Annotated in this window: 22 protein-coding genes; 10 read left to right on the plus strand and 12 right to left on the minus strand. The window is 44.8% G+C overall.

Going from position 1 to position 24604, the window contains the following annotated elements:
- Positions 1-2 precede the first annotated feature (2 nt).
- On the plus strand, positions 3-1418 hold the full coding sequence (locus tag DK187_RS13300) for a M48 family metallopeptidase (RefSeq protein WP_111607837.1): 1416 nt from the start codon (positions 3-5) through the stop codon (positions 1416-1418).
- Positions 1419-1471: 53 nt separating this feature from the next.
- Here DK187_RS13300 and DK187_RS13305 read toward each other — a convergent pair whose 3' ends face one another.
- Complete coding sequence (locus DK187_RS13305; protein ID WP_111607838.1) at positions 1472-1750, minus strand: hypothetical protein; 279 nt, start codon at positions 1748-1750, stop codon at positions 1472-1474.
- A gap of 47 nt (positions 1751-1797) precedes the next feature.
- Complete coding sequence (locus DK187_RS13310) at positions 1798-2070, minus strand: hypothetical protein (RefSeq protein ID WP_111607839.1); 273 nt, start codon at positions 2068-2070, stop codon at positions 1798-1800.
- Between the two features lie 329 nt (positions 2071-2399).
- On the opposite strand from DK187_RS13310, the gene DK187_RS13315 reads away from it, so the two are divergent.
- On the plus strand, positions 2400-3647 hold the full coding sequence (locus DK187_RS13315; protein WP_111607840.1) for a tyrosine-type recombinase/integrase: 1248 nt from the start codon (positions 2400-2402) through the stop codon (positions 3645-3647).
- A gap of 16 nt (positions 3648-3663) precedes the next feature.
- Here DK187_RS13315 and DK187_RS13320 read toward each other — a convergent pair whose 3' ends face one another.
- From DK187_RS13320 to moaC, 3 genes are read right to left on the minus strand one after another with little or no spacing between them, the layout of a single operon-like run.
- Entirely contained in the window at positions 3664-4113 is a 450-nt protein-coding gene (locus DK187_RS13320) for a molybdenum cofactor biosynthesis protein MoaE (protein WP_111607841.1), read from the minus strand.
- Positions 4114-4368, minus strand: coding sequence for a MoaD/ThiS family protein (locus DK187_RS13325; protein WP_111607842.1), 255 nt, complete (start codon positions 4366-4368; stop codon positions 4114-4116).
- On the minus strand, positions 4361-4843 hold the full coding sequence (moaC, locus tag DK187_RS13330) for a cyclic pyranopterin monophosphate synthase MoaC (RefSeq protein ID WP_111607843.1): 483 nt from the start codon (positions 4841-4843) through the stop codon (positions 4361-4363). Before moaC ends, DK187_RS13325 begins: the two co-directional genes overlap by 8 nt.
- A 119-nt stretch (positions 4844-4962) precedes the next feature.
- Here moaC and DK187_RS13335 point away from each other — a divergent pair, with 119 nt between their 5' ends.
- From DK187_RS13335 to trmJ, 3 genes are all read left to right on the plus strand, one after another.
- Complete coding sequence (locus tag DK187_RS13335; RefSeq protein ID WP_111607844.1) at positions 4963-7464, plus strand: EAL domain-containing protein; 2502 nt, start codon at positions 4963-4965, stop codon at positions 7462-7464.
- 63 nt (positions 7465-7527) lie between these two features.
- Positions 7528-8838, plus strand: a complete 1311-nt coding sequence (locus tag DK187_RS13340) for a DnaJ domain-containing protein (RefSeq protein WP_111607845.1) — start codon at positions 7528-7530, stop codon at positions 8836-8838.
- Positions 8839-9022: 184 nt separating this feature from the next.
- A complete protein-coding gene (gene trmJ, locus DK187_RS13345; protein WP_111607862.1) occupies positions 9023-9805 on the plus strand; it encodes a tRNA (cytosine(32)/uridine(32)-2'-O)-methyltransferase TrmJ in 783 nt (260 codons plus the stop codon).
- Positions 9806-9890: 85 nt separating this feature from the next.
- On the opposite strand, the gene efpL is transcribed toward trmJ, so the two are convergent.
- The 3 genes from efpL to DK187_RS13360 all read right to left on the minus strand — a co-directional run bounded on the left by efpL (position 9891) and on the right by DK187_RS13360 (position 12153).
- A complete protein-coding gene (efpL, locus tag DK187_RS13350; protein WP_111607846.1) occupies positions 9891-10463 on the minus strand; it encodes an elongation factor P-like protein EfpL in 573 nt (190 codons plus the stop codon).
- Positions 10464-10635: 172 nt separating this feature from the next.
- A complete protein-coding gene (locus DK187_RS13355; protein WP_111607847.1) occupies positions 10636-10995 on the minus strand; it encodes a nucleotide pyrophosphohydrolase in 360 nt (119 codons plus the stop codon).
- Between the two features lie 3 nt (positions 10996-10998).
- On the minus strand, positions 10999-12153 hold the full coding sequence (locus tag DK187_RS13360) for a M14 family metallopeptidase (RefSeq protein ID WP_111607848.1): 1155 nt from the start codon (positions 12151-12153) through the stop codon (positions 10999-11001).
- Positions 12154-12190: 37 nt separating this feature from the next.
- On the opposite strand from DK187_RS13360, the gene DK187_RS13365 reads away from it, so the two are divergent.
- Positions 12191-12706 (plus strand): hypothetical protein, encoded by a 516-nt coding sequence (locus tag DK187_RS13365; RefSeq protein WP_111607849.1) that lies wholly within the window; start codon positions 12191-12193, stop codon positions 12704-12706.
- 103 nt (positions 12707-12809) lie between these two features.
- Positions 12810-13295, plus strand: coding sequence for a putative 4-hydroxy-4-methyl-2-oxoglutarate aldolase (locus tag DK187_RS13370; RefSeq protein WP_111607850.1), 486 nt, complete (start codon positions 12810-12812; stop codon positions 13293-13295).
- Between the two features lie 15 nt (positions 13296-13310).
- On the opposite strand, the gene DK187_RS13375 is transcribed toward DK187_RS13370, so the two are convergent.
- Positions 13311-13922, minus strand: a complete 612-nt coding sequence (locus DK187_RS13375; protein ID WP_111607851.1) for a MarC family protein — start codon at positions 13920-13922, stop codon at positions 13311-13313.
- 326 nt (positions 13923-14248) lie between these two features.
- Here DK187_RS13375 and DK187_RS13380 point away from each other — a divergent pair, with 326 nt between their 5' ends.
- Positions 14249-16150, plus strand: coding sequence for a HAMP domain-containing methyl-accepting chemotaxis protein (locus tag DK187_RS13380; protein ID WP_111607852.1), 1902 nt, complete (start codon positions 14249-14251; stop codon positions 16148-16150).
- Between the two features lie 71 nt (positions 16151-16221).
- On the opposite strand, the gene rluC is transcribed toward DK187_RS13380, so the two are convergent.
- Positions 16222-17193 carry a 23S rRNA pseudouridine(955/2504/2580) synthase RluC gene (rluC, locus tag DK187_RS13385; RefSeq protein WP_111607853.1) on the minus strand — a complete coding sequence of 324 codons (972 nt, stop codon included), beginning with the start codon at positions 17191-17193 and terminating at the stop codon, positions 16222-16224.
- 472 nt (positions 17194-17665) lie between these two features.
- On the opposite strand from rluC, the gene rne reads away from it, so the two are divergent.
- Together rne and DK187_RS13395 are read left to right on the plus strand one after the other, a co-directional pair.
- Positions 17666-20836 (plus strand): ribonuclease E, encoded by a 3171-nt coding sequence (gene rne / locus DK187_RS13390; protein WP_111607854.1) that lies wholly within the window; start codon positions 17666-17668, stop codon positions 20834-20836.
- A gap of 120 nt (positions 20837-20956) precedes the next feature.
- Entirely contained in the window at positions 20957-22609 is a 1653-nt protein-coding gene (locus DK187_RS13395; protein ID WP_111607855.1) for a SulP family inorganic anion transporter, read from the plus strand.
- Positions 22610-22794: 185 nt separating this feature from the next.
- Here the strand turns inward: DK187_RS13395 and umuC are convergent, their stop codons facing one another.
- Both umuC and umuD read right to left on the minus strand, forming a co-directional pair.
- Positions 22795-24078: a translesion error-prone DNA polymerase V subunit UmuC gene (gene umuC / locus DK187_RS13400; protein ID WP_111607856.1), complete on the minus strand. Its 1284-nt coding sequence runs from the start codon at positions 24076-24078 to the stop codon at positions 22795-22797.
- Positions 24065-24511: a translesion error-prone DNA polymerase V autoproteolytic subunit gene (umuD, locus tag DK187_RS13405; RefSeq protein ID WP_111607857.1), complete on the minus strand. Its 447-nt coding sequence runs from the start codon at positions 24509-24511 to the stop codon at positions 24065-24067. The genes umuC and umuD overlap by 14 nt, the downstream gene beginning before the upstream one ends.
- Between the last annotated feature and the right edge of the window lie 93 nt (positions 24512-24604).

Consider the following 24604-nt stretch of genomic DNA (forward strand, 5'->3'; position numbering starts at 1 on the left):
TTATGAGACTATTTTCAAACGTTACAACAAGCTTAACCATCTTAGCCATTGTTTTTACAAGCACTTTCTCGAATATGGCGAATGCCAACCTACCGGACCTAGAAGCCAACAAGGACGAGAGAGCCTTGTCTAATCCGTCTTACATACTGGGGCAATATTGGTTTAGAAAACTGAACGGCAGCCGTGCCTTGATCGATTTTCCACCAGCCTATGACTATTTAAAAGACGCGCTTTCTCATATATTGCCACAGACCAATCTTTACAACACCACGGTTGAAATGACGTTGCTCAATAGCACCCAAAGTAACGCCTTTGTCATTCCTGGCAATCACCTTTTTATCTATTCCGATATTATGGAGATGATCACCAGTGAAGACATGCTTTATGGACTATTAGCCCATGAAGTGGCTCACTTAGACCTTCGTCATTACGAGCGCCAAACAAAACATTCTAGCGAGGAGCTAAGCAAAACCTTGGTCATGTTAGGCGCTGGGATTGCAGCCGCCCTCGCTGGGGCGGGTGGGGATGCCACCACCGCATTATGGTTAGGTGGTATCGCCAACCAAGCCGAAAACACCCTTACCTACAGCCGTAATCAGGAACAAGAAGCAGACAGACGTGGTCGGGAATACCTCATTAACGCCGGGCTCCCGCCAGAAGGCATGACAAAACTCTTTCAAGCCTTTTTTAAACAAGCCCTAGGTAGACCAAAATTAGAGTTTTTGTCTACCCACCCATCGCCAAACTCTCGCCTCTCTGATTCATTCAGCCTAGACACTCAGGAAAGTATATTAAACACTCGACCTCAAAACGACTTTGAGTATTTCCGCGCCAGTCTGCTTGCGTACAGAGCCGGTTTAGAAGACAGACCATTGACGTATTTGGACCAAAGAATCCAAGACAATGATGTCAGGAACTTTGCGAAAGCACTCTTCTCTTATATTGTCCAGTCTCCTGAACGTGCACTAGACTTCTTAAGCAAGCTAGAAAAGCACAATAAGTTTACAGATTACCTGCAAGCCCTCAGCCACATTGCAGCCAATAATACAGAGGAAGGATTGGTTATTATCAATCAACAATTGGAACTATCACCGAAAAATATTCTTTTTTCTATGCTATACGCACAATCAAATCAATCAAAGCCCATTAATGTTTCATCAGATTATCTTTATGAGAAACGCTTGGTTTGGCGTGCCAACATTCAATACTACCAGTCCAGAAACAATATCCCAATGGCATTAAACTACCGCGCATTATTAGATTTTAGCCAAGGAAAAGATAAAACGGCTCAGTATTTAATAAATCGAGCAGAGAAAGATGCCACAGAAGATGAAAAGAGCATTATTAAAAACACAATAGAAGAATTTAAAATAATAAATGAAGCGGAAAAACAAGAAGATTTAGAAGAAGAAAAATAAAGCAATAAAAAAGCCAAACAAATGTTTGGCTTTTTTATTAGGTCTATACAACATTACTCTGCTGATTGAGCGCGTAACGCATCAAATTGAGCTTGTAGTTCAGCGTGCTTTGCGTTGTAGATGGATACTTTCTGATCTGCTGTATAAGCACCATTCAAATTCACACTAGTGTCGACATCAGCGCCCATGTTTTCAAGAGTCACAGATAGTGCTTCTACACTCCCTTTCGCACTTTGGATACGGTCCGTTGCGCCTTCAGTATCAGCGAATGCGCTCGTTGTCATAACGGTTGCGGCGAGTAGAGTCAATGCTGTTTTATTTAACGTTTTCATAATGTCATCCTTTAAAATTAATACTGTAAAATATGTTTTAATGTAAATTATTCAGCGGCTTGAGCACGCAAAGTATTAAACTGGTTTTGCAATTCAGCGTGTTTAGCTTTATATACAGCTGCTTTTTGATCTGCCGTATAAGCACCATTTAAATCAACACTGGTGTCTACATTAGCGCCCATGTTTTCAAGTGTAACGCCTAAGGCTTCGACACTGCCTTTAGCACTTTGCAAACGATCGGTTGAATCAGAAGCAAAAGCAGACGTTGCCATAACAGAAGCGGTAAAAAAGGTAATCGCTGATTTAGAAAAAGTTTTCATATTTATTCCCTCGGGATTCTAAATTAATGTTAAATCACAATTCATATTGTGTTTCGATGAATTCATAATAGTCTTTTAATTTAATTTAAAAACCCCCAAACCTTATCTTCCACCTTTGTTCCAAATACGAATTAATAAGCATCAAATTGCATAAAAATCACATCTAAAAGAACGAAATCAAAATAAATAAGACGCAAAGCCAGCAAAATAAGGAAGAAAAAGACAAAATAAGACTGGATTCTCAACGATCGGTTTATAGCGAATGATAAAACGGTGGGATACATCGAAAAATTTGTTAATATAGGCCATCAATTTGGATATAAAAGATTATGACGCCGCTTGCTTTAATCGATAACTTAGAAAATCTACCAAACCCTTTCACTCAGTTTGATAGCATTGCAGACCATCTGAGCACATCGACCCCTCAACTTAGTGATCCCGAGTATCGCAGGGACCTCCAGCTTGCCTTATGTTTTATCTATAGCTACAACGGCTCTCAGGCCACTTTCAACTCATACCGTCGAGAAGTGGAACGATTGCTGCTGTGGTCATGGAATATCGCCAATTGCCCTACTACCCAGTTGCGACGCGATCAAATAGAAGAATTTATCCATTTTTGCATAACGCCACCTGAGAGTTGGATTGGTATAAAAAATGTTGCCCGATTCAAATTACACATGGGACAAAGAACCGCAAACAAAGAGTGGCGGCCCTTTGTGGCTCACGTTAGTAAGTTAGAGTTCAAAAATGGTGACTTACCAAAAACAAAATTGCACTCGTTATCTCAAGCCGCAATACGTGCCACATTTTCAATTCTATCGTCTTATTATGGTTTCCTTATGCAAGAGGATGCCGCGCAGCAAAACCCAGTTGCGTTAATTCGACAAAAAAGTAAATTTGTTAAAAAAGAAGTGACACGTAAGCAAGTGCGACGCATTTCCAACTTACAATGGGACTATGTTATTGAAACCGCTGAAATGCTGGCCGAAGAAGACCCCATCAACCATGAACGCACTCTGTTTATTATGAATGCTCTACTTGGCATGTATTTGCGAATTTCAGAATTAGTGGCCGACGAACGGTCAGCACCAGTGATGGGAGATTTTATTAAAGACTCCGATGGACATTGGTGGTTTAAAGTTCTGTCCAAGGGCAATAAAGAGCGCCTAGTTGCCGTATCAGACGACATGCTCAATGCCTTGATTCGCTACCGTCGTTTTCGAGACTTACCCACGCTTCCAACCATTGCTGAAAACACCCCTCTGGTGCCTAAAAATAGAGGCCAAGGCGCCATGACCAGCTCACGGCAAGTACGTAATATTGTTCAGCTGTGTTTCGACAAAGCCTATGAGCGTATGTGTGAAGATGGCATGCGTGCCGATGCCGATGATTTACGTGTTGCAACCGTTCACTGGTTACGACACACAGGCATATCAGAAGATGTTAAAACCAGACCAAAGGAACATGTCAGAGAAGACGCGGGGCACGCGAGCATGGCGACGACGGACAAATACATTGATACCGAATACCGAGAGCGTCATGCAAGTGGACGAAAGAAAACCCTTCGCCCGCATTAGTCACGCACACGCCAAATTACTTTTTCCAGCGCTCTAGGCTCATTTCATCTTGATCATTGGCTTGCACCCAATGACTGTTTGAGCCTTGAGACTCTTTTTTCCAAAACGCCGCTCGGCTCTTTAAGTAATCCATAACAAAATCACAGGCCTGAAACGCTTCCGCACGATGGGCTGCGCTCACGCCGACAAACACAATTTGATCGTCCACTGACAAACGTCCAACTCGGTGTACAACGCAAACATCAAGTAAGGACCAACGTTTCTTGGCCTCATCGACTATGGTTTGCAAATTTCGCTCCGTCATTCCCGGATAATGCTCAAGCTCAAAATGACAAATCGCCTTTGGCAAGTCTGAAAACTGACGTACCAATCCAACGAACATAACGACAGCACCTGTTTCATTGGCTTTCAAGAGACGCTGATACAGCTCATCAACTTGAAAATCTTCTTCTTGTACTCGAATCATCTAGCCTCCGGTTACAGGTGGGAAAAAAGCCACCTCTTTCACGGTTTCAGGGACCATATCTGCGTCTCTGGCGAATTCAAAGTCGATAGAAGATTGAATTCCCTTTTCAAGCAATGCACTGCCTTGATTCAGTTGGCTTGCCAACAGATGCTTTAAATCACCTATACTTAATGGCAGAGCGATCTCAGCCAGATACTCACTTTGTCCGATACGTTCTTTTAGCGAGGCAAAAAAAACCACTTTCACCTTAAGCATTGTTTTTACTCCAATCACCACTTTTGCCGCCTTTTTTCTCTAACAGAGAAACCGCCTGGATCACAATCCCTTTATCAACCGCTTTGCACATATCATAAAGGGTCAAAGCGGCAATACTGGCTCCCGTTAACGCCTCCATTTCAACCCCAGTTTTACCAGATAAAGAACAGGTGCATAGCACTTCTAGTTCACAATCACTCAGCACATTAATATCTACGGTTACTTTCGTCAGCATCAAGGGATGACATAGGGGAATCAAATCGGCCGTCTTCTTGGCCGCTTGGATACCGGCAATACGCGCAGTGGCCAACACATCTCCTTTTGGCAAGCCACCTTCTATCACTTTTTTTAGGGTTATCGGCTGCATGAGAACGATCGCCTGAGCGGTCGCCGTTCGCTTAGTGATGTCTTTATCTGAAACATCCACCATGTGCGCATGGCCTTGACTATCCAAGTGAGTAAGTTTATCGCTCATAAAAATCCTAAACAGTGTACATAGATTAAAAATGTCGCCTATATTTTAAGAAAGCCAGCCGTATTGCAAGCGAAGTCTTTTAAACAATAACCGCCATAATATTAAGAGGCGTATCAGGAATGACAGCCAACCCCCTTTTGTTTTGTCTTTTTATACTGGCTCAATTATCAGCACTAAATGCTTTTGGGAGCGACTCATACACGCCATCCGTCATTCCCACCTTCAAAGAAATGGCCCCCATTAGCGCTGAAGACGCCGTTTTGAGTGACGAATTTAACGACGATCTTTACGCCGAATCACAACACTTCTCAGAAAACGCTTATTGGCACAAACTCACTTTCCCTAAAAACATAGAACAAGAGAACACAAAAACCCTCTATCTTACCCTAAGTTACTACATCATAGAGCGCTTAGATTTTTACGTATTTCATGACGATAAACTCGTCGCTCAATGGAGCAGAGGGGCATTACAAGACTGGGGCAAAGACAGCCGTCAGTATGATGGCATATGGATTCCGATCACACTCTCCAACCAACACAGCACCAGCCTACTCATTCGCAAACAAGGCAGCCATCCGCTACTGACGCCAATCAAGCTAATGGATAGCTCAACCGCGACAAATCAAAAAGCGCAGAAATTGATTTTTTGGACGTTTATTATCAGCACCTTGAGCATTTTATTGATTTATAACGTCTTTCTTTTCGCCTTATTGAAACAACCTGGCTTTATTTATTACCTTGGATTGAACCTGATTATCTTTATATCGCTCTCTACTATCACGGGTTTTAACCGATGGATTTTCTCACAGACATTCAGTCAATGGATCACAACCAACCTCTTTGTTGTGTTTGGACTCGGTGCATGGGCTCTGTTTCGCTTCAGCATACATTTTTTAAAAGACATCCAGATACCTGCCCCAGACTCTCTCATCAAACGGTATGGCGATGGGCTATTTGTGGCCTTTTTACTTGCGACGCAGGTATTTTCTGTAAAAACATTTGCACTGCTTTTTGCATTCATCGAAGTACTTCTCTTCTTCATGTGTATCGCTTGGGGATTAAAAGCCTATAACAAAGGTTTTACACCAGTGCGGTTTTATCTATTCTCATGGTTTTTCTTACTCACAGGCAGCATACTAAATACGCTTATCTTTTGGAAAATACTCCCAATCACCCCCGCCACAGAAGCCATTTTCCCCATCGCGTGCATTTTACAACTACTCGGATTCGCTTTCGCGTTTGCCGACAAAGCCAAACAAATGGAACGTGACCGTCGAATACAAGCTTTAACCGATTTGGCAACTCATTTGCCCAATCGGACTTACTATTTTGACAAACTACCAGCCCAATTAGAAAAGCAAGGCTTAACTAACCAAAAGCTGGCCTTAGTGATGATAGACCTAACGAACCACCAAACATTAAGTCAAGCGTTCGGTCCAGCAAAAGCCGATGCCGCCATGTGTGAAATTATCTTAAAAGTGCATCAGCAAACCATGACAATGGACGGATTATTGCCCTTTTCATTGTCCAATAAAAACGCAATGAAGATCATCCGCATGACAACAAAAAAAATTGTTTTCATCAGCACAATGCCGGATAGGCTCAAAACCCAAATCCAGCACATACAAGACACGCTCGACCACCCAACACTCGTCAATAAAGTGCATTTTCGGCATCAATACAAAATAGGCAGCGCTCTTTACCCATCTCAAGGCACCGATCTCGATAAATTGTATCAACACGCCCTGATTGCGAAAGATTCTGTCACTTACTCCTCCGGTAATTGGGTTCCTTTCACCGACAATCTAAAAAACAACCATGCACATCAACTGCGTTTGATTACCCTACTCACAGAAGACATCCAACACGACGTTCTGTATTTTGATATTCAACCTCAGGTGGATCTTTCAACCAATGAGATTACAGGAGGTGAAGTGCTCATTCGTTGGCACAATGACCACGTAGGGCAAGTTTCACCGGGTGAATTCATTCCACTTGCAGAACAAACAGGCCTTATTTATAAACTCACCGACAAACTACTAGAAAGCGTTTTTTTATGGGCGTCACAACACCCTAGAGCCCTGCACACACAGCGCCTATCGATCAACATTTCAGCACTAGACCTACTCCAAGACAACTTCGCCAAACACACCTTAGACCGTTTAAGCAAATACCAATTAGCGGCCAATAAGTTCACCATAGAAATCACTGAAACCAGTATTTTTCAAAATAATGCTCTGGTACACCATAACGTTAAACAGTTACACCAAGCGGGCTTCAAACTGGCCATTGATGACTTTGGTGTCGGCTATAGCTCCATGCAAAATCTTGTGGCCTTAGAAACGGATGAATTGAAAATCGATCGATTTTTTATTATGAATTTACTCGATGATACCCAAAGCCAAATTTTATGTCGTAATATGATAGACCTGAGTAAAGCGCTTCATATCACCAGTGTCGCTGAAGGCATTGAATCTGAAGGCATACTGCAATTATTAAAAAGTTGGCACTGCCAAGTCGGTCAGGGATACCACCTCTATCGCCCCATGTCTCCTATTGATTACCTTACCCTTTTGGATAAAACAGTTCCGCCTTTGTCAACGCCAATAAATCGTGCATAATGCATTGAGCGTTTATATATTCACCCCACCACGACAAAAAAACGGTTATGTAGCTGACATCCCATGAGCCTAATAGACGATTATCAACTGCTGGAAATTCCCACTACCGCCAGCGAGCAGGAAGCAAAAATCGCGTTTAGACGGTTGGCTAGGCGTTATCATCCTGACAAAAACCCAGATAAAGACACGACTGAGCTTTTTCAGCGACTGCAAGCCGCTTATGAAAATGTGACCAATGCGATTCGTCAAAGCGCGCAAGTCACGGATTGGAAACCCTTTACCTTCACCAAAGAAAACACTCAAAGTTCTGCAGCAAAAAATCGTTATACGCACTTTTCTACGGCGACAGATAAAGAACAAGCGGCCTTTGTCAAAGAGCGTCAGCGTGCCTATGAGGAAATGAAACGCAACAACGCTCATCATGAAAAAACCCGCGACGAAGCCATCAAGGCGGCTCGAAACACCTTGAACGAAAAACGCGTTAAAGCCTTATACGAAGAGGCCTTCAAAGCGTCAAAAGACTTCAACACGCAAGGCTTTAGCTACACAGATAATACAAACGCGAAAGAAAAATCGCCCCATATCCCCCCTTATCAATCCTTTGTAGACGACGAGGAAGAATACACCCAACCTACACGCTCATACTATGACGAGCCAGTGAGTCAGCCTATTCGACTGGATGCGGCTAAGGCCGCTTTTCGAGCCGCTACCTACATCGCGTTTTTTGCGGCAGGCGTTTACAGCACCTTGTATTGGCAGTCTTCTTCACAGGAAACCACCCCCGCGTCCAGCGCGACGACTTACATCACAGGCCTATATCCGCAGTTTCGCATTGGAACAAGCTATACCTTAAGCAGCACGCCACTTTACGCGGAACCAGATGTCTCCAGTGCCATAGTGCAAACCATTCCACCGCAATCAGACATTCAGAGCATTAAGTTACAAGGTAACTGGCTAACAGTGCGCTATGACGGCATGAGCGGCTGGGTACAAGCAAAAAACATCGGTTTTGGTAGCGTTCAGCAGGCCATTCAAACAGGCTGTTTTGGACAACCGGGAATCGCACCACAACATGGTGAATTAATGGGTCAGGCGAACGGCAACAGTCGACTGCGCATACTCAACCAACTGCCAGAACACAGCATGCTCACCTTTGAATCCTATGATGGCAAAGCGCCTTTTTCTATTTATCTCTATGGAAAACAAGCCTATGCCGCCAATTACATCCCGAAAGGCAACTACCGATTGGTGTTAGAGACCGGTTCCCTGTATCATCACGCCTGTAACCAATTCCTCTTTAACGACACAACCAGAGTCATCTTAGATAAGGTCGATTTCGCTAGCACCGAGCAGACACTCACGCTATCACCCTAATCAGCCTATTGGAGACCTTTGCACGAAGTCACGAGCGAAGCCAAGACGAGGCAAAAATAGACGAGAAAGTGGAGTTTATGAGTTATAAATGAGCATTTTGAGTCTATTTTTACAAAGTATTGGCAAGCACAGTAGTCGTGAAAACGTATCTAAGAGACAAACAACCCTGAGTACTTCAAGACCCATGCTAAGTAACATCCGAATCGTACTAATCAACACTTTTCATCCAGGTAATGTTGGCGCTATTGCGCGGGCTATGAAAAACATGGGCTTAACCAATCTCTATTTGGTTGACCCAAATGATTACCCGTCTGAAGAAGCCACCAGCCGTGCCGCTGGCGCCGTTGACCTGCTTGACAATGCCACCATTGTTTCTACGCTAGAAGAAGCCATTGCAGACTGTAGTCTTGTGATTGGCACCAGCGCTCGTCATCGCACCTTTCAATTGCCTATCATGAATGCCCGTGAATGTGCTGAAAGCGTGATACCCGAAGCCGTGGATCATAACGTTGCGATTCTTTTTGGCCGTGAAACCACAGGCTTATTAAACGATGAAATCGCTCAGTGCCACAGACAAGTATACATAGACGCAAACGATGAATACCCTGTCTTAAATATTTCACAAGCGGTGCAAATCGTTGCCTATGAAATTTGGATGGCCAATCAAAACAAAGACAAATACCAGAAAGAAAACCCTGAATATCCTCATAAAAAAGACATGGACCTTTTTTATGAGCATTTAGAAGAAACGCTTTACGGCATCAATTTTATTATCCGCAATCATCCAGGCAAAGTGCTGGATAAACTGCATCGCTTCTTCAATCGCTCTCGCCCTGAGAAACAAGAATTGGGTATTTTACGAGGTGTCTTGGCGGCCATACAGCGCGAAGCTGGACTAACAGAAGCAAACAATCATCCAGAGAAAAAAACCAAAGATGCCCTTAAAGAAGCGGCTAAAGACGCATAGGCAAACGGTCACTTTCTAACGATATCCACCTAAAAAAAATGCAGCCTGATGGCTGCATTTTTTTAACGCGCAAAAAAGAGTAAGCTTACTTCTCTGCACGACCTGCAAATTTACGCTCTTCCACGTTGACCTTAATTCGATCACCAGTAGAGATGTGCTCAGGCACTTGAATCACAGCACCTGTTGATAATTTAGCAGGCTTGTTACGAGACGTTGCAGAAGCGCCTTTAATGGAAGGATCCGTTTCAACCACTTCTAGCTCAACGTTCGTTGGCAATTCAATAGCAACAGGCACCTCGTTCACCAAAACAACTTGGATACCATGTGTTTCTTCATTGATAAAAAGCACTTCTTCTTCAATCGCGCTTTTATTCAAGCTGTAAGGCGTATAGTCTTCATTATCCATGAAAATATACTCATCGCCATCAGAATAAGAAAACATAACTTGGCGACGAACAAGATCGGCAAGATCGATCATGTCGGAATCTTTAAACGTCTCATCCAATTTGCGACCCGATACCACATCATACATACGCATACGGTACAAACTACCGCCCGCACGACCTTGTGGTACAGAACGCTCAATGTCTTTTACTATGTACGTTTTATTGTCATAGCTAATAGCAACATTTTTTTTGATCTCACTTGCCTTAGGCATTTTTCTTCGTCCTAAAATTACGTTTTATAAAAATAAATATGGGCACTACATTCATTGCATTTTGTAATGCGAGATCCTAATCCAGTTTGCCAAAGTTCGCTAGATACTAAATCAACATTTACCCTACAAAACCACCAAAATAACAACGAAAAACGGTCTCAATCTTCACAAACTAATACTGATTGTATTTTTTAGCACTGCCCTTTACTTTTTCAATCGGATAGCGCTCAGCGTTTTTGGCGATTTTTTGTTGCGCTGCGGCAAACAAATCCACGTTCAGTTTATCCGCCAAACGAACCGTAAACAGCAACACATCGGCCAATTCATCCTGCACCGCAGACAATTGCTCAGGGTCTAATTGATAAGACCCTTCTTCCGTTAACCAACGAAAGCAATCAAGTAATTCGGCTGTTTCACCAGCTAAGGCCATCGATAAGTTTTTAGGAGAATGGAATTGCTCCCACTCTCTATCTTCTGCAAATTGACGCATGGCACGTTTTAACGTTACCAACGAATCTAGATCATCTGCCATGAATTAATCATTCGCCTTCATATGAGGGCTCATAATGACTTGATAAATAGGATAAAGCACATCGGCACCCAGAATTTTCGCACGCTCTGGAGACCACCCCACCACCTCATCCGGTAAATTTTTATTGTCTTTAAACGGCATTTCTAAGGTGAAAGACAAGCATTTATACGTTTCACCGATCCATTTGGTCGCCACGGTTAAATTGGCTTCGCCAAATTGAGAAGGCGTATAACCAATTTCTGTCTGAAAATCTGGGCTCACCGCAAGAAAAGCGTCCTTGAACAAGGTTTCCATTGCCTCCATACGCGCATCAAACGACGGCACGCCTTGGCAACCATCAACGAAATTCGCCGGCAACGTCTCATCACCATGGATGTCTAAGAATAAATCCACGCCGGTTTCGGCCATCTTCTTTTGCACCGCCAATACTTCGGGACTGAATTCTGCAGTGGGATTTTTCCATTCACGATTCAAGTTCACGCCTTTAGAGTTGACGCGCAAATTTCCATGCACCGCGCCATCTGGGTTCATGTTTGGCACAACATAAAAGCGACATTGCTTTAGCAGCGCACGGGCGATCGGATGCGATTCATCAAACAACCGCTCAAGCAAACCTTCAACAAACCATTCGGCCATGGTTTCACCAGGATGCTGGCGAGCAATAATCCAAATATTCTTTGCCAAACCTTGGGTTTTACTCACCTCCAACATAGTAATATCACGACCTTCCGCGGTTTCACCCAAGTGGTCCGTAATACAATCCTCATGACTTGCCGCCCAAGCAATCATATCTAAATGACGTTCGTAGCTGTAGGGCGCAAAATAGGCGTAATACACACTGTCTTGCTCTGGTTGATGAGTAATCACCAATTTACCATCAAGGTATTCAGTCGGTACCCGAAACCAATATTCACGGTCATAAGACGCGACCGCTTGATAATCCACCCAACCACCGGGGTATGCAGCGTCACTGGCATTCTCAAATTGAATGACACATTGCTCACCCATTCCACCCTGTAGACGGAAATAAAACCACTGCAAAAATTTAGAGTTTGTATCATTAGGGATCTTTACTCTAATATTGTCCGGCTCCGAGGCTTCAATAACGGAGATGTTACCGCCATCAAACGCACTACTGATCTTGATTCGGCTGGTCATTTATTCTTCCTTAACAATCAAACATTGGTTCTAAATTATGGCAAGTTTACCTATATTCATGACGGCTGTCGCCAATTCTTCTGACGAGCCGGCGTTTCCGCTACTTTTCACTTGGTCCACTCACGAGGCACAAGTCAAAGAAGTTCTGGTCATACCTGACGACGAATGGTTGGAACAACACCGCATCGAGCCCAACGCCCTCGACCTTGATGAACAACAACTCTACGAATTTGGCTATGAAGCCAGCGACATTCTAGCCGAATGGATCAATGAGTTTGATACCGACGTCATTTACACACTTGAACCTGAGGCAATAAGCCTATTAATCGAAGCCGTCTACGACATCAAGGGAATGGAGCCCAGTTTCGAAGTGCAAGGCATTCACTCTTGGTTTGAAGAACGCGATGTAGACTTAGACGATGCCGTGGCACAACTTGGCCAAACAACCCCCTTGCACCTATTACCGCCCGATGAACTCATCATCCAACTGCTGCAAATAGCCGTTGAACATGGGCTAATCGATCCCAGTGACATTCCCGCCATAGAAGACTAATTACCTTACTGAATAGTCAACATGCGCTAGAAAAACTGGCCATTTCACAATCGCTTATTTAGAGTCAAATACATCGTTTTTTGATTCTAAATAGGTGAATGAGATGAAAGACCTCCTCCCTGATCTTTGTGATTTATACCCTGAGCAATTACAAATCGCCGACGCTATTTTTACCTCATACGGAAAACGATGCCATTTTTATGGGCAAGTTGTCACTGTATCTTGCTTTGAAGATAACAGCCGAATCCGAGAACTCGTCAATGAAAATGGCAAGGGAAAGGTCATGGTGATTGACGGCGGTGGCAGTAAACGACGGGCTCTGCTTGGCGACATGCTGGCAGAAAAGGCAGTCAACAATGGCTGGGAAGGCTTTGTGATCCATGGCGCAATCCGTGATGTTGCAGCCCAATCACAACTCAACATTGGCATTCATGCCTTATGCGCCCACCCTATGCCAACTGAAAAGCGTGGCCTAGGTGATATTGGAAGAACATTACGCTTTGCTGGCATCTCTGTTTCTCAAGGGGACTATATCTATTGTGATCTAAACGGTATTGCCGTCTCAAAACAACCATTAGCCCTACCTTAAACAGCACAGCTTTGGTTACAAAGCGGACAAGGTATGAGTAAACAGACTTCGCACGCCATTTACCAACATTTGCACCGACATCATGAGTAACAACATGCCCATTAGTCGCTCTAACGCGGCCAAGCCTTTTTCTTTCAGTATACGATTCAATAAAGGCGCCATGGCTAAAATCACCACAGAAATCCCCCATGCCGCCCCCACCGAAAGCAACAGGTCTTGCTGATCGTTCGGGTAGCTTTTCACCATGACCAGCAAGGTGGCTAACGTCGATGGCCCTGCCAACATAGGGATTGAAATAGGAACAATAAAAGGCTCCATCACAGGAGCTGAGTCTTTCGTATAAGGCGAAGGAAAGATCATCTTCAATGCAATCACAAACAGCACCACACCACCGGCAATCGAAATAGACTCGGTTTCCAAATGCAGCAAGGCCAAAAACTCAGCGCCGAAAAACAAAAAGCACACCAGTATAATTAAACCAATCAGGCCATCTCGAACAACGATCTGATATTGACGTTTTTGTGGCACCCCCTTCATTACCGATAATAAAATGGGAATATTACCAAACGGATCAATAACAAATAAAAATAACAAGGTGGCAGACAAAATGGAAAATTCAGTGCTCATCAATTACTCAGCGCAGGCAGGTTGGATTAAAAAAACACATTGTAATCATCAATAAGGATAAAACAACCTCTGAAAATTATCTTAAAAAAATCTCACTATGAACCGTAAACTCACTGTAACGATCTTTCATGGCAAAACTTTTTACTAATACCATGCAGAATTAAGTTATGTGTTAGCAAAACTTAACATACCTCATTACGTGCACATTTTTTCATTATCACTAGGTGCCACAAACGGTATCATAAGACTTTGTTTCAATTTGTTAAAAAATACCCCCCACTCTCCCCCTCGCACCACCTATCTGGACAACTAAGGAAAACAGATAAATGAAGAAGTTTTTAGAAAACAGGCTCATCGGCACCAAACTCGGCCTAGGCTTTGGGTCCGTTTTAATACTCGCGCTCATCGTAGGAATGGCCGGAATATCTGGTGTTAATACGTTGCTGAGCCGTGCTGATAAAGTACGTTTATCAAATGATTTAGACGACACGCTAACAGAAGTAAGACAGGCAAGAGAGCGTTTTATGACGTCAGGCACCAACGCCGATAAAGAGACCTTAATCAATCGTACGGAAACTTTTGGCGCATTCATTGATAAAGCCAAAATAGTATACGATGGCGCGGACATTCGTGAAACCGTAAAGAAAACCGATGCGGATCTTACTGAGTACAAAAAAGCCATCACTGTGCTGGCAGACGCTCGACAAAAGTGGGACGCGATAGACAAAAATGCCAACACAATACGCGGCAAAATATTTGATAACTACAGCGACGTCATCTCCCAACTAAACCAAAGCAACGACACAGACACTTTAATAGCAGCGCAAAGCATTTCTAGGAACTGGTACGCACTCACCTTCGCCATTAACGACTTTGTGTCTAAAAAGGAAAACATTCCCCTAAAACTGATCACAACGGATTTCCAAGCGGTCTTCAATGATACGCAAAACCTATCTGTTCCCAATGAACTAGAAAGCAAAAAACAAGAAACGCTTTCGCTTTTAAGCCAATACGATGCCCTTGGTAAAAACAACCCCTCTGTAAACAATGAACTGGTTAAATCGCAAGAGAGCATCATGGCAATCGCCAGTAGAATGGATAAAAACATTGACTCGATTACGGTACTGCAAGAACAAAGAAGCAAAGAAGACGGCAATGCCATTTCATCCATTCTCACAACCGTTACCGCAATCGCCATATTAATGGGTATTTTCTTCGCCTTGTTTATACGCCACATGATAGTAACTCCGATGAAGGACGTCATGACCGCGGTCGAAAAAATCGCCTCTGGTGATTTGACACAACAATTGCACACGGACCGAAAAGATGAGTTGGGACAGCTCTACAATAATATTGGCACCATGAGTACGACACTCAACACGCTGATTTCAGAAGTCGTTGCAGGCGTGCTTAACTTAAGTGCCACCAGCGAACAGCTAGAAACCATCTCCAAACAAAGTCAAAAAATGATGCTGTCGCAAAAAGACGAAACCGACCAAGTTGCAACAGCCATTAACGAAATGTCCTCTACCGTGGCAGAAGTGGCTCGTAATGCAGAAACCGCCGCAGAAGCGACCACAGAGACAGATAAGATCGTCAACCAAGGCAACCAACTGGTCTCCGGTGTTGTCGCGTCTATTGGATCACTCGCTAGTGACTTAACGACAACAAGCGAATCCATGGAACAACTAAAAACACGCACCGATAATGTTGGTAATGTGCTAGCGGTCATCAAAGCCGTAGCAGAACAAACCAACTTATTAGCACTAAACGCCGCCATTGAAGCAGCGCGCGCAGGTGAAGCCGGCCGAGGCTTTGCCGTGGTGGCCGATGAAGTCCGTGGGCTTGCCAGCCGCACACAAAGTTCAGCCAAAGAAATTGAAGACTTAATTATTGAATTGCAAAATGGCGCGCAAGACTCTTTAGAGAAAATGTTAACCAGCCGCGACCTGTCCACCCGTAACGCAGAGCAAGCCAAGGAAGTATTAACACTCTTTTCAAACATCAGTAAACAGGTTGGTTACATGCAAGATATGGGGCTGCAAATTGCAACCGCATCCGAAGAACAATCCCAAGTCTCAGAAGAAATTAACCGAAGCGTTGAAAACGTTCGATTGCTTGCCGATGACACCGCAGAAGGGTCTGCAGAATCGGTACGCGCAGTGAGTAACTTAAGAACATTGAGTCACCAATTAAAATCGTTAACCGAACGTTTTAAAATTTCTTAATCGTAAAATGGACAAAAAAAACCACCGCGTCAAAACGGTGGTTTTTTTATAGAGCGAAAAAATTCAACCAACTAAGAAAAAATATCCGTTAAATTTTCATTCATCAGAGTTTGCAATTCTTTATCAAGCGGCGCTTCAAACAACATACGTTCACCATTAAGCATGATCTCTAATCGCGTCGCGTGCAGGCACAAGCGCTTAAACCCTAACGCTTTTGACTCTTTTATCGACTCAGCTGGCGCATACTTGTCATCCCCGACAATAGGATAACCCGCATACTGGGTATGAACTCGAATTTGATGCGTACGCCCCGTCACCGGTTCACACTCCACTAAGCTGTATCCCTCAAATTGTCGAACCAACTTAAATCGAGTCAAACTGTCCTTGCCATCCGTATGAACGCGAACAATACGCTCTCCAGATTGCAACTCGTTTTTGAGTAACGGAGCATTAACCTGTAATTTACGCTTAGGCCAGCTACCATAAACCAAAGCCAAATACGTTTTTTGCACACCTTCTTTTTCACGTAGCGCCGTATGCAACTCTTTGAGTACCGCGCGCTTTTTCGCCACCATGATAAGACCAGAAGTATCACGATCCAATCGATGAACAAGCTCAATGAATTTTTCTAGCGGTCGCATTTGACGAATCACTTCCACCAAACCAAAGCTCAAACCACTACCACCATGCACCGCTAAGCCAGAAGGTTTATTAATCACAATTAAACCTTTATCTTCATAGACAATGCGTGATTCTATCTCGTTTTTTAAGCGATCAGACAGCACAGGCTTATCCGATTCTGGCGCAATCACAATGGGCGCAATACGCACAACATCTTCATTTTGAAGGCGATAATCGGGTTTAGTTCGCTTCTTATTGACGCGAATTTCGCCTTTTCTTAGCAGATTGTAAATCTTGCCTTTCGGAACCCCCTTGAGAAAAGTAACCAAAAAATTATCGATTCGCTGACCCGTATTATTGTCATCAATAGTGACGTAACGAACCGCGGGACGCTCTGTTAAATTAAGTTCTGAGTCCGACATAAGCTAAGATTGGTTTCCTTTATAATTGAAGCACTTAGTTTTTACTGTTATATTCACATTCGCAAAGGGTAAGAGGCAACAAAACACCTCGAAGATAAGATGCAAGAATTGAATGACAATTGCCGAAGCGACACTTTGGCCCCCTATCTTACCTCTGTAACAGTTAATCTTAAATAATAAACCGCATGATTCGGAAAAATCCGCTTCAGTGGAAGGAACTCTCATTAAATTGCTCGACCGCGCGTTCGCGTTGTTTCGTAAAAAGGCAAAGAAACGAGACCGGTTAAAGAGACTATTTGGTATTGATCACGGCAGCGACCGCATGAAAGCGTTTAACATAAAGTAAACGAATCGCGTACTCCTCTCGCCAGAAAAGACTGAATGACTTGCTCTCATGCTGAGTCAGATTTATTAATGGTTACCTATCACTGTTGTGACTCTTTCGAATCAGCTCACAGAGTTCACACATACAATGATTAGAATGCTTATCAATGCAACTCAACAAGAAGAGTTGCGCGTCGCCCTAGTAGACGGTCAACGTCTATATGATCTAGATATAGAGTCCGGTTCACGCGAACAAAAGAAGTCCAACATTTACAAAGGCCGCATCACTCGCATAGAACCGAGTTTAGAAGCTGCCTTCGTAGATTTTGGTGCTGATCGCCACGGTTTCTTACCACTAAAAGAAATATCCAAGACGTATTTTTCGAAAAAATCAAACCATGATGGCCGCATCAACATCAAAGATGTGCTAAGCGAAGGCCAAGAAGTCATCGTTCAGGTTGATAAAGAAGAACGCGGCAACAAAGGCGCCGCACTGACGACCTTCGTTAGCTTAGCTGGACGTTACTTGGTTCTTATGCCAAATAATCCTCGTGCTGGCGGCATTTCTCGTCGTATCGACGGTGATGACAGATCACACCTTAAAGAAGCCATGTCAGGTCTGAACACACCAGAAAATGGTGGTCTAATTGTTCGTACTGCGGGCGTAGGTCGTTCAACAGAAGAGCTTCAGTGGGATTTGGACTACCTGGATACACTGTGGTCTTCTATCACCAAAGCCGCTTCTGAAAAACCAGCTCCTTTCTTAATCTACCAAGAAAGCAATATCGTTATCCGTGCCATTCGCGACTACCTACGTGAAGACATCGGTGAAGTGTTAATTGACGAGAAAAACGCGTACCAAGATGCGATTAACTTTGTCATGCAAGTCATGCCGCACTTCAAGTCACGCATTAAAATGTACACCGATTCTACACCGCTGTTTAACCGCTTCCAGATCGAAACTCAGATCGAAACGGCTTTCCAGCGTGAAGTTCGCCTGCCTTCTGGCGGCTCTATTGTTATCGATCCGACAGAAGCCCTTGTTTCCATCGATATCAACTCGGCTCGCGCAACAAAAGGCGGAGACATTGAAGAAACAGCGCTACAAACCAACCTAGAAGCGGCTGACGAAATTGCACGCCAATTGCGTCTTCGTGATATCGGTGGCTTGGTGGTGATCGACTTCATTGATATGACGCCTGTGCGTAACCAAAAAGAAGTTGAAAACCGCATGAAAAACGCGCTAGAAGCGGATCGTGCACGAGTGCAACTGGGACGCATTTCTCGCTTCGGCTTATTAGAAATGTCACGCCAGCGTTTGCGCCCTTCTCTTGGCGAAACCAGTGGTATCGTTTGTCCTCGCTGTAACGGCCAAGGCTTCATCCGCGACGTAGAATCACTCGCGCTGTCTGTGCTTCGCCTAATCGAAGAAGAATGTTCGAAAGAACGTACGGCTCAGATTCGCGCTGTTTTACCTGTGTCTGTCGCTACTTTCTTGCTAAACGAGAAGCGCACAAATATCGCTAAAATCGAAAAACGCAATAACGTTCACATCATTCTTGTGCCAAATCCTCACATGGAAACACCGCACTTTGAAGTAGAACGTATTCGTGATGACAGTACGGTTATTACTCAAAACGAAAACAGCTATACCTTAGTAGAAACGCCTGAACAGCCACCGTATGAGCCTCGTAAAGCAAGCGAGAACGTGCGCGCACAAGCGGCTGTAACAAGCATTGCGCCAAAGGCACCAGCGCCAGAGCACACAACAACGCCAGCAGCGGTAGCTACAGCAAAACCGGCGAAGAGCCAGCCTAGCAAACCTAGTTTGTTTAAACGCATTGTCACGGCCCTATTTGGTAATACAGAAACAAAACCTAAGCCAAAAGCCGCGAGTGCAACACCTAGCTCAAACACAGCACCTCAAGCTGAACGCAATACGTCAAGCAAACCTGCAAATACTCGCACTAACCGCAACAAGCGTACGGTTAAGCACCAGAATGCAGACCGTGATGACAACCAGAGCACAGCAGAAAACAATCGCTCTACTCGTCAGTCTCGCCGCGAACAAGCGGAAGCGGCAACAAAGGGCAACAACAATAACCGTCGTAACAACCGCAATAACAAGACGGATGCTCAAGAACCAAGAGCGGAAAAGCAGGAAGCCGCTGTAAAAGCAGCGCCACGCCAGCCTCAGAAAGAAGTTCCTGAAGTAAAAGAACGCAAACGCGAACGTAATGACAACCGTCGCCGTAATGGCAAGTTGAAAGACGAAGCACTTGAAGCCACTAAGTTGCAAGAGCAAGAAGATGCCGCGTTAGTTGAAGCCGCTCAAAACGCTGAAGTGGAAAACAACGAAAACGGTGATGAACCTCAACGTCGTTCTCGTCGCTCACGTCGCTCACGTCGTCCACAAAAAGAAGACAACAGCGTACAGCAAGAAAGTACTGAGCAAGAAAGTACTGAGCAAGAAAGTACTGAGTCTGAAAGTGATGACGCGCAATCTACAACGGCGACTACAGCACCAGTAGAAACAACAGACGCGGCGTCTAAACCCGAAGTAGAGGCCAAAGTACAAGCCGAAGCGGAGCCAGAAGCAGACAATAAAGCTGACGTCGTGGAAACGCCAAAAGCCTCAACAGAAGAGAAGCCTCAAGCCGTTGAAGCACCATCAGACGATGCACCAGTAACCGCAGAGGATGTTGCAGATAAAGACAGCGCGCCTGAAGTGAAGCCTGCTAAGCCTAAAATGTCGGTCAAAGCTCAAATGCGAAAAATTGAGCAAATCGAACAAGAGACACCTGAGTTAACGTTACCAGCAGCAGACACAACTGACGCTCAACCTGAAACCGTTGCCGCACCCGTTGCAACAAAAGAGGAAGCGACGCAAGTAGCTGAGCAAGCAGAAGCGACTCAAGTAGAAGCAAAACCTGCCGTGGCGACAGAAGACACGCCTCAATCTAACACTACGGTGGTAGAAACAGAGAACGTTCAATCTGAAAGCCAAGCTGAGACGACAGAAGCGAGCAAAGAAGACGATAACGCTCAATCTGCGGACAATAACGCTCGCACGACTCGGACACCTCGCCGTGGACGTGGCAAGCCCGCCACTAAACCGGCTAATACTGAAGCGAAAGCGCCTGTAGAATTGCCCGCTGCCATTCTAGCTCAGCAGGAAAAGCTACGCGCAGAGCAAGAGCAAAAACGCAACGCAGCATCGTCTCGTCGTCGTGAGTCGACAGGTCGCGTTAAAAACGACCCTCGAATTGCTCGTGAAGACAATAACACAGAAGCAACATCAGAAACGCACACAGAATAACGCAGCGCATTTTGATGAAAAATACAAAGAGCCCGCAACTGCGGGCTCTTTTGTAACAGACTATGATGGATTACTTCAACGGATTGATTTAAAGACAGATAACGGACAGGTAAACAAACAATGATCATTGATTTTTCTCGCTTCAAAGACTGGACTCTTACTGGCGACTTATTTGGCGGAGCTACCACGGCCATTGTCTCACTGCCGCTGGCGCTTGCTTTTGGCGTAGCCTCAGGCGCTGGTGCCGAAGCAGGACTTTGGGGGGCTATCATAGTCGGCTTATTTGCCGCGCTATTTGGAGGGTCGACCAGCCTGATATCGGAACCCACCGGCCCAATGACGGTGATCATGACAGCCGTGCTTACCAGCATGATGGCGAGCAGCCCAGAAGGGGGTGTGGCCATGGCGTTTACCGTGGTGATGATCGCAGGTTTATTTCAAATCACATTAGGTTATCTAAAGTTAGGCAAATACATCACCCTAATGCCCTACAGTGTCATTTCAGGCTTTATGTCTGGCATTGGCATCATTCTGATTATTTTACAAATTGCACCTTTCTTGGGGCACCCTTCACCATCAGGTGGCGTCATGGGCACCTTAAGCGCCTTACCGAACCTAATACTTAACCTTAAATTTTCCGAGTTATTTTTAGGCTTACTGACGGTAGGCGTGTTGTTCTATTTGCCGAAACATTGGCGTCGATATGTGCCACCACAACTCGTCGCCCTAGTCGCTATTACTCTCATTTCTGTCATTCTATTCAGCGACTCTGATGTTCGCCGTATTGGCGTCATCCCGTCTGGCTTGCCTTCTATTCACTGGCCTACATTTGAACGCTCGGTATTTATTGAGATCATTATCAATGGTTTGGTGTTGGGCACGCTAGGTTGTATTGACACACTCTTAACCGCGGTCATCGCCGACAACCTCACGCGCAAAGAGCACGACTCAAACCGAGAACTCATCGGCCAAGGGACCGCTAACTTCTTTTCCGGTTTGCTGGGTGGATTACCTGGCGCGGGAGCAACCATGGGCACAGTCGTCAACATACAGTCTGGAGGTAAATCCCCCCTTGCAGGCATCACGAGAGCGCTCATTCTATTACTCGTCGTACTCGGCGCATCGGAACTGATCAGCCCTATTCCTATGGCGGTGCTCGCGGGTATCGCGTTGTATGTTGGTATCAATATCCTCGACTGGAGCTTCCTGAAACGCGCGCATAAAGTCGCTTTATCGCCGACTATTATCATGTATGGCGTTATGGCGCTTACCGTATTTGTGGATTTAATGGTCGCGGTAGGCATTGGTGTCTTTATTGCCAACATCATGACCATCGAAAAACTCAGCCGCTTACAATCGGGAAATGTAAAAGCGATCAGCGATGCGGACGACGACATTCCACTGTCAAAAGAAGAAAAAATATTATTAGATCAAGCCGATGGCAAAGTATTATTGTTCTATCTGTCTGGCCCAATGATCTTTGGCGCCAGCAAAGCCATCGCAAAGCACCACAACCGCATACACAATTATAAAGCCGTGGTATTAGATTTAAGCGCTGTCCCCATGATGGATCTCACCATTGGTTTGGCACTGGAAAACGCCATCAAAGACGCGATAGACGCCAATTGTGCGGTGTATATCTTTAGCCCCAACGGGCAAACAACAGAACGTTTGGAGAAGCTGGGGATATTAAGCCGTTTGCCTCACAACGCTTTTTGTGACTCAAGAAAATCGGCGTTGACACAGGCGGTAGAAAGCCTAAAAGACGCCTAGTGAATAACGCAACAGCGCTTACTTAAGCCAATATCGGTTCATCAACAACGATAACCAACTGGATGAGCAAGCCCATCTGTGAATGTACATAAAATGCCCTTACCGCCAAATGGCAATAAAGGCATTTTTATTACCACATGGCCTTCATGAGAGTAAAACGCTTGCTAAAACTTACGAATCAGCCTTTACCACACTTTGGGCAAATCATCCCACTTGGTCGTATAGGCTGGCGATAAATGCTCTCGTTTCATTGCCCACTGTGGCGATACCCCTTGCGAAGCAAAGAAAACCTGGCCCATGCCACTGCGGTTGATCTTATCCATGACGCCCATTAAAGCTTTTGAATTGGTTTTTGTACTATCAACGCACAGGAAGTCTTGCTGAACCGTCCCCGGCTCATAAAAATCAGCAAGCATGACACCACCTTTGGCATAACGATAACCAGCACGATACAGGCGATGAAAAATCCTCTCAGCGACCGCCAATAAGTCTCGTGTATCATCGGTTGGATTCGGCAGCTCAACGGTAAGCGACGCTGAATACTGCGGTTCGTTTGGAATAAAAGGGCTGGTACGAATAAACACACTGACCACGCGACAACAACGCTGCTCACTACGTAACTTCTCAGCGGCACGGGTCATATATTTGGCGATGGCCTCCCCTAGTTCACGCTTATCTGTGACTTTATGCCCAAATGATCGACTGCAAATGATCTGCTGCTTTGTGGGCCTAACCCACTCCAAATCCAAACATGACACACCGTTCAACTCTCGAATCGTTCGCTCCATCACCACAGAAAACTCACTGCGCATCACCTTGGCGTTCGCGTTCGCCAGATCCCACGCCGTATGAATACCCTTTGCTTTGAGCTTTGCTGTGGTTCGACGACCAACACCCCACACATCACCCACATCCACCAAGGCTAACAAGCGTTTTTGCCTATCTGGATTCATCAAATCCACCACAGACCCCGTTGCGGGGTACTTTTTTGCCGCATGATTCGCCAACTTCGCCAAGGTTTTAGTGGGTGCAATACCCACCCCAACCGTGATGCCCGTCCATTTATCGACCTTTGCTTTTACTCGTTGACCAAACGCCAGCAAATCCGTCACACGCTCGACACCGGTTAAATCCATAAAGGCTTCATCGATAGAATATATCTCAAGCCGCGGCGCCTCCTCTTCTAACGTGGTCATCACCCTATTCGACATATCCGCATACAAGGCATAATTCGACGAAAAACACACAATACCGTGTTTTCTTAGCGCGTCTTGAACCTGAAAAACGGGCACGCCCATTTTGATACCCAATGCCTTCGCTTCTTTAGAACGCGCGACGATGCAGCCATCATTATTCGACAGCACCACAATAGGCGTGTGCTTTAGGTCAGGCCGAAACAACTTCTCGCAACTCGCGTAAAAATTATTGCAATCGACCAAAGCAAAAGCCGTATTCTTAGCCGCGCTCATATTTGCGAACCACACCCGCGACCACACCAAAAATTTCCAAACCCGACTCCTCGGTAATAGGAATGGCTTTATAAGCTTTGTTCTTCGGACGCAGCAACACATTAGGTTTCAACTCTAACGTTTTCACCGTCATTTCCCCATGGATACAAGCAATCACAATATCCCCATGCCGCGCCGTTAGTGAACGGTCTACCACCAACACATCACCCGAATGAATCCCTACATCAATCATCGAATCCCCCTGAGCACGCACATAAAACGTCGCATTAGGATGCGCCACACAAAACTCATTCAAATCCAACGATTTCTCAACAAAATCCTGAGCAGGCGAAGGAAACCCCGCCGACACAGAATCCACATAAAGTGGGATTCGCACACTGTTGGCCTCGATAAACGCCGCCGACTCAGACATACCAAGATACGTCACACGCATGATAAACACCAAATTATACTGTATAGATATAAGGGCTATCCATTTAGAGCAACCAATGTCAATATATAGTGATGATCATAAAATCTTCATCAC

This window comes from Marinomonas arctica (assembly GCF_003259225.1).
Lineage (GTDB): Bacteria > Pseudomonadota > Gammaproteobacteria > Pseudomonadales > Marinomonadaceae > Marinomonas > Marinomonas arctica.

Coding starts and splice junctions, on each gene's coding strand:
- DK187_RS13395 (WP_111607855.1), top strand. CDS start 20,957: ATGATCATTGATTTTTCTCGCTTCAAAGACTGGACTCTTACTGGCGAC.
- rne (WP_111607854.1), top strand. CDS start 17,666: ATGATTAGAATGCTTATCAATGCAACTCAACAAGAAGAGTTGCGCGTC.
- DK187_RS13380 (WP_111607852.1), top strand. CDS start 14,249: ATGAAGAAGTTTTTAGAAAACAGGCTCATCGGCACCAAACTCGGCCTA.
- DK187_RS13300 (WP_111607837.1), top strand. CDS start 3: ATGAGACTATTTTCAAACGTTACAACAAGCTTAACCATCTTAGCCATT.
- moaC (WP_111607843.1), bottom strand. CDS start 4,843: ATGAGCGATAAACTTACTCACTTGGATAGTCAAGGCCATGCGCACATG.
- DK187_RS13310 (WP_111607839.1), bottom strand. CDS start 2,070: ATGAAAACTTTTTCTAAATCAGCGATTACCTTTTTTACCGCTTCTGTT.
- DK187_RS13360 (WP_111607848.1), bottom strand. CDS start 12,153: ATGACCAGCCGAATCAAGATCAGTAGTGCGTTTGATGGCGGTAACATC.
- umuC (WP_111607856.1), bottom strand. CDS start 24,078: ATGAGCGCGGCTAAGAATACGGCTTTTGCTTTGGTCGATTGCAATAAT.
- DK187_RS13340 (WP_111607845.1), top strand. CDS start 7,528: ATGAGCCTAATAGACGATTATCAACTGCTGGAAATTCCCACTACCGCC.
- DK187_RS13335 (WP_111607844.1), top strand. CDS start 4,963: ATGACAGCCAACCCCCTTTTGTTTTGTCTTTTTATACTGGCTCAATTA.
- DK187_RS13320 (WP_111607841.1), bottom strand. CDS start 4,113: ATGATTCGAGTACAAGAAGAAGATTTTCAAGTTGATGAGCTGTATCAG.
- DK187_RS13355 (WP_111607847.1), bottom strand. CDS start 10,995: ATGGCAGATGATCTAGATTCGTTGGTAACGTTAAAACGTGCCATGCGT.
- rluC (WP_111607853.1), bottom strand. CDS start 17,193: ATGTCGGACTCAGAACTTAATTTAACAGAGCGTCCCGCGGTTCGTTAC.
- DK187_RS13375 (WP_111607851.1), bottom strand. CDS start 13,922: ATGAGCACTGAATTTTCCATTTTGTCTGCCACCTTGTTATTTTTATTT.
- trmJ (WP_111607862.1), top strand. CDS start 9,023: ATGCTAAGTAACATCCGAATCGTACTAATCAACACTTTTCATCCAGGT.
- DK187_RS13305 (WP_111607838.1), bottom strand. CDS start 1,750: ATGAAAACGTTAAATAAAACAGCATTGACTCTACTCGCCGCAACCGTT.
- DK187_RS13325 (WP_111607842.1), bottom strand. CDS start 4,368: ATGCTTAAGGTGAAAGTGGTTTTTTTTGCCTCGCTAAAAGAACGTATC.
- DK187_RS13365 (WP_111607849.1), top strand. CDS start 12,191: ATGGCAAGTTTACCTATATTCATGACGGCTGTCGCCAATTCTTCTGAC.
- umuD (WP_111607857.1), bottom strand. CDS start 24,511: ATGCGTGTGACGTATCTTGGTATGTCTGAGTCGGCGGCGTTTATCGAG.
- DK187_RS13370 (WP_111607850.1), top strand. CDS start 12,810: ATGAAAGACCTCCTCCCTGATCTTTGTGATTTATACCCTGAGCAATTA.
- efpL (WP_111607846.1), bottom strand. CDS start 10,463: ATGCCTAAGGCAAGTGAGATCAAAAAAAATGTTGCTATTAGCTATGAC.
- DK187_RS13315 (WP_111607840.1), top strand. CDS start 2,400: ATGACGCCGCTTGCTTTAATCGATAACTTAGAAAATCTACCAAACCCT.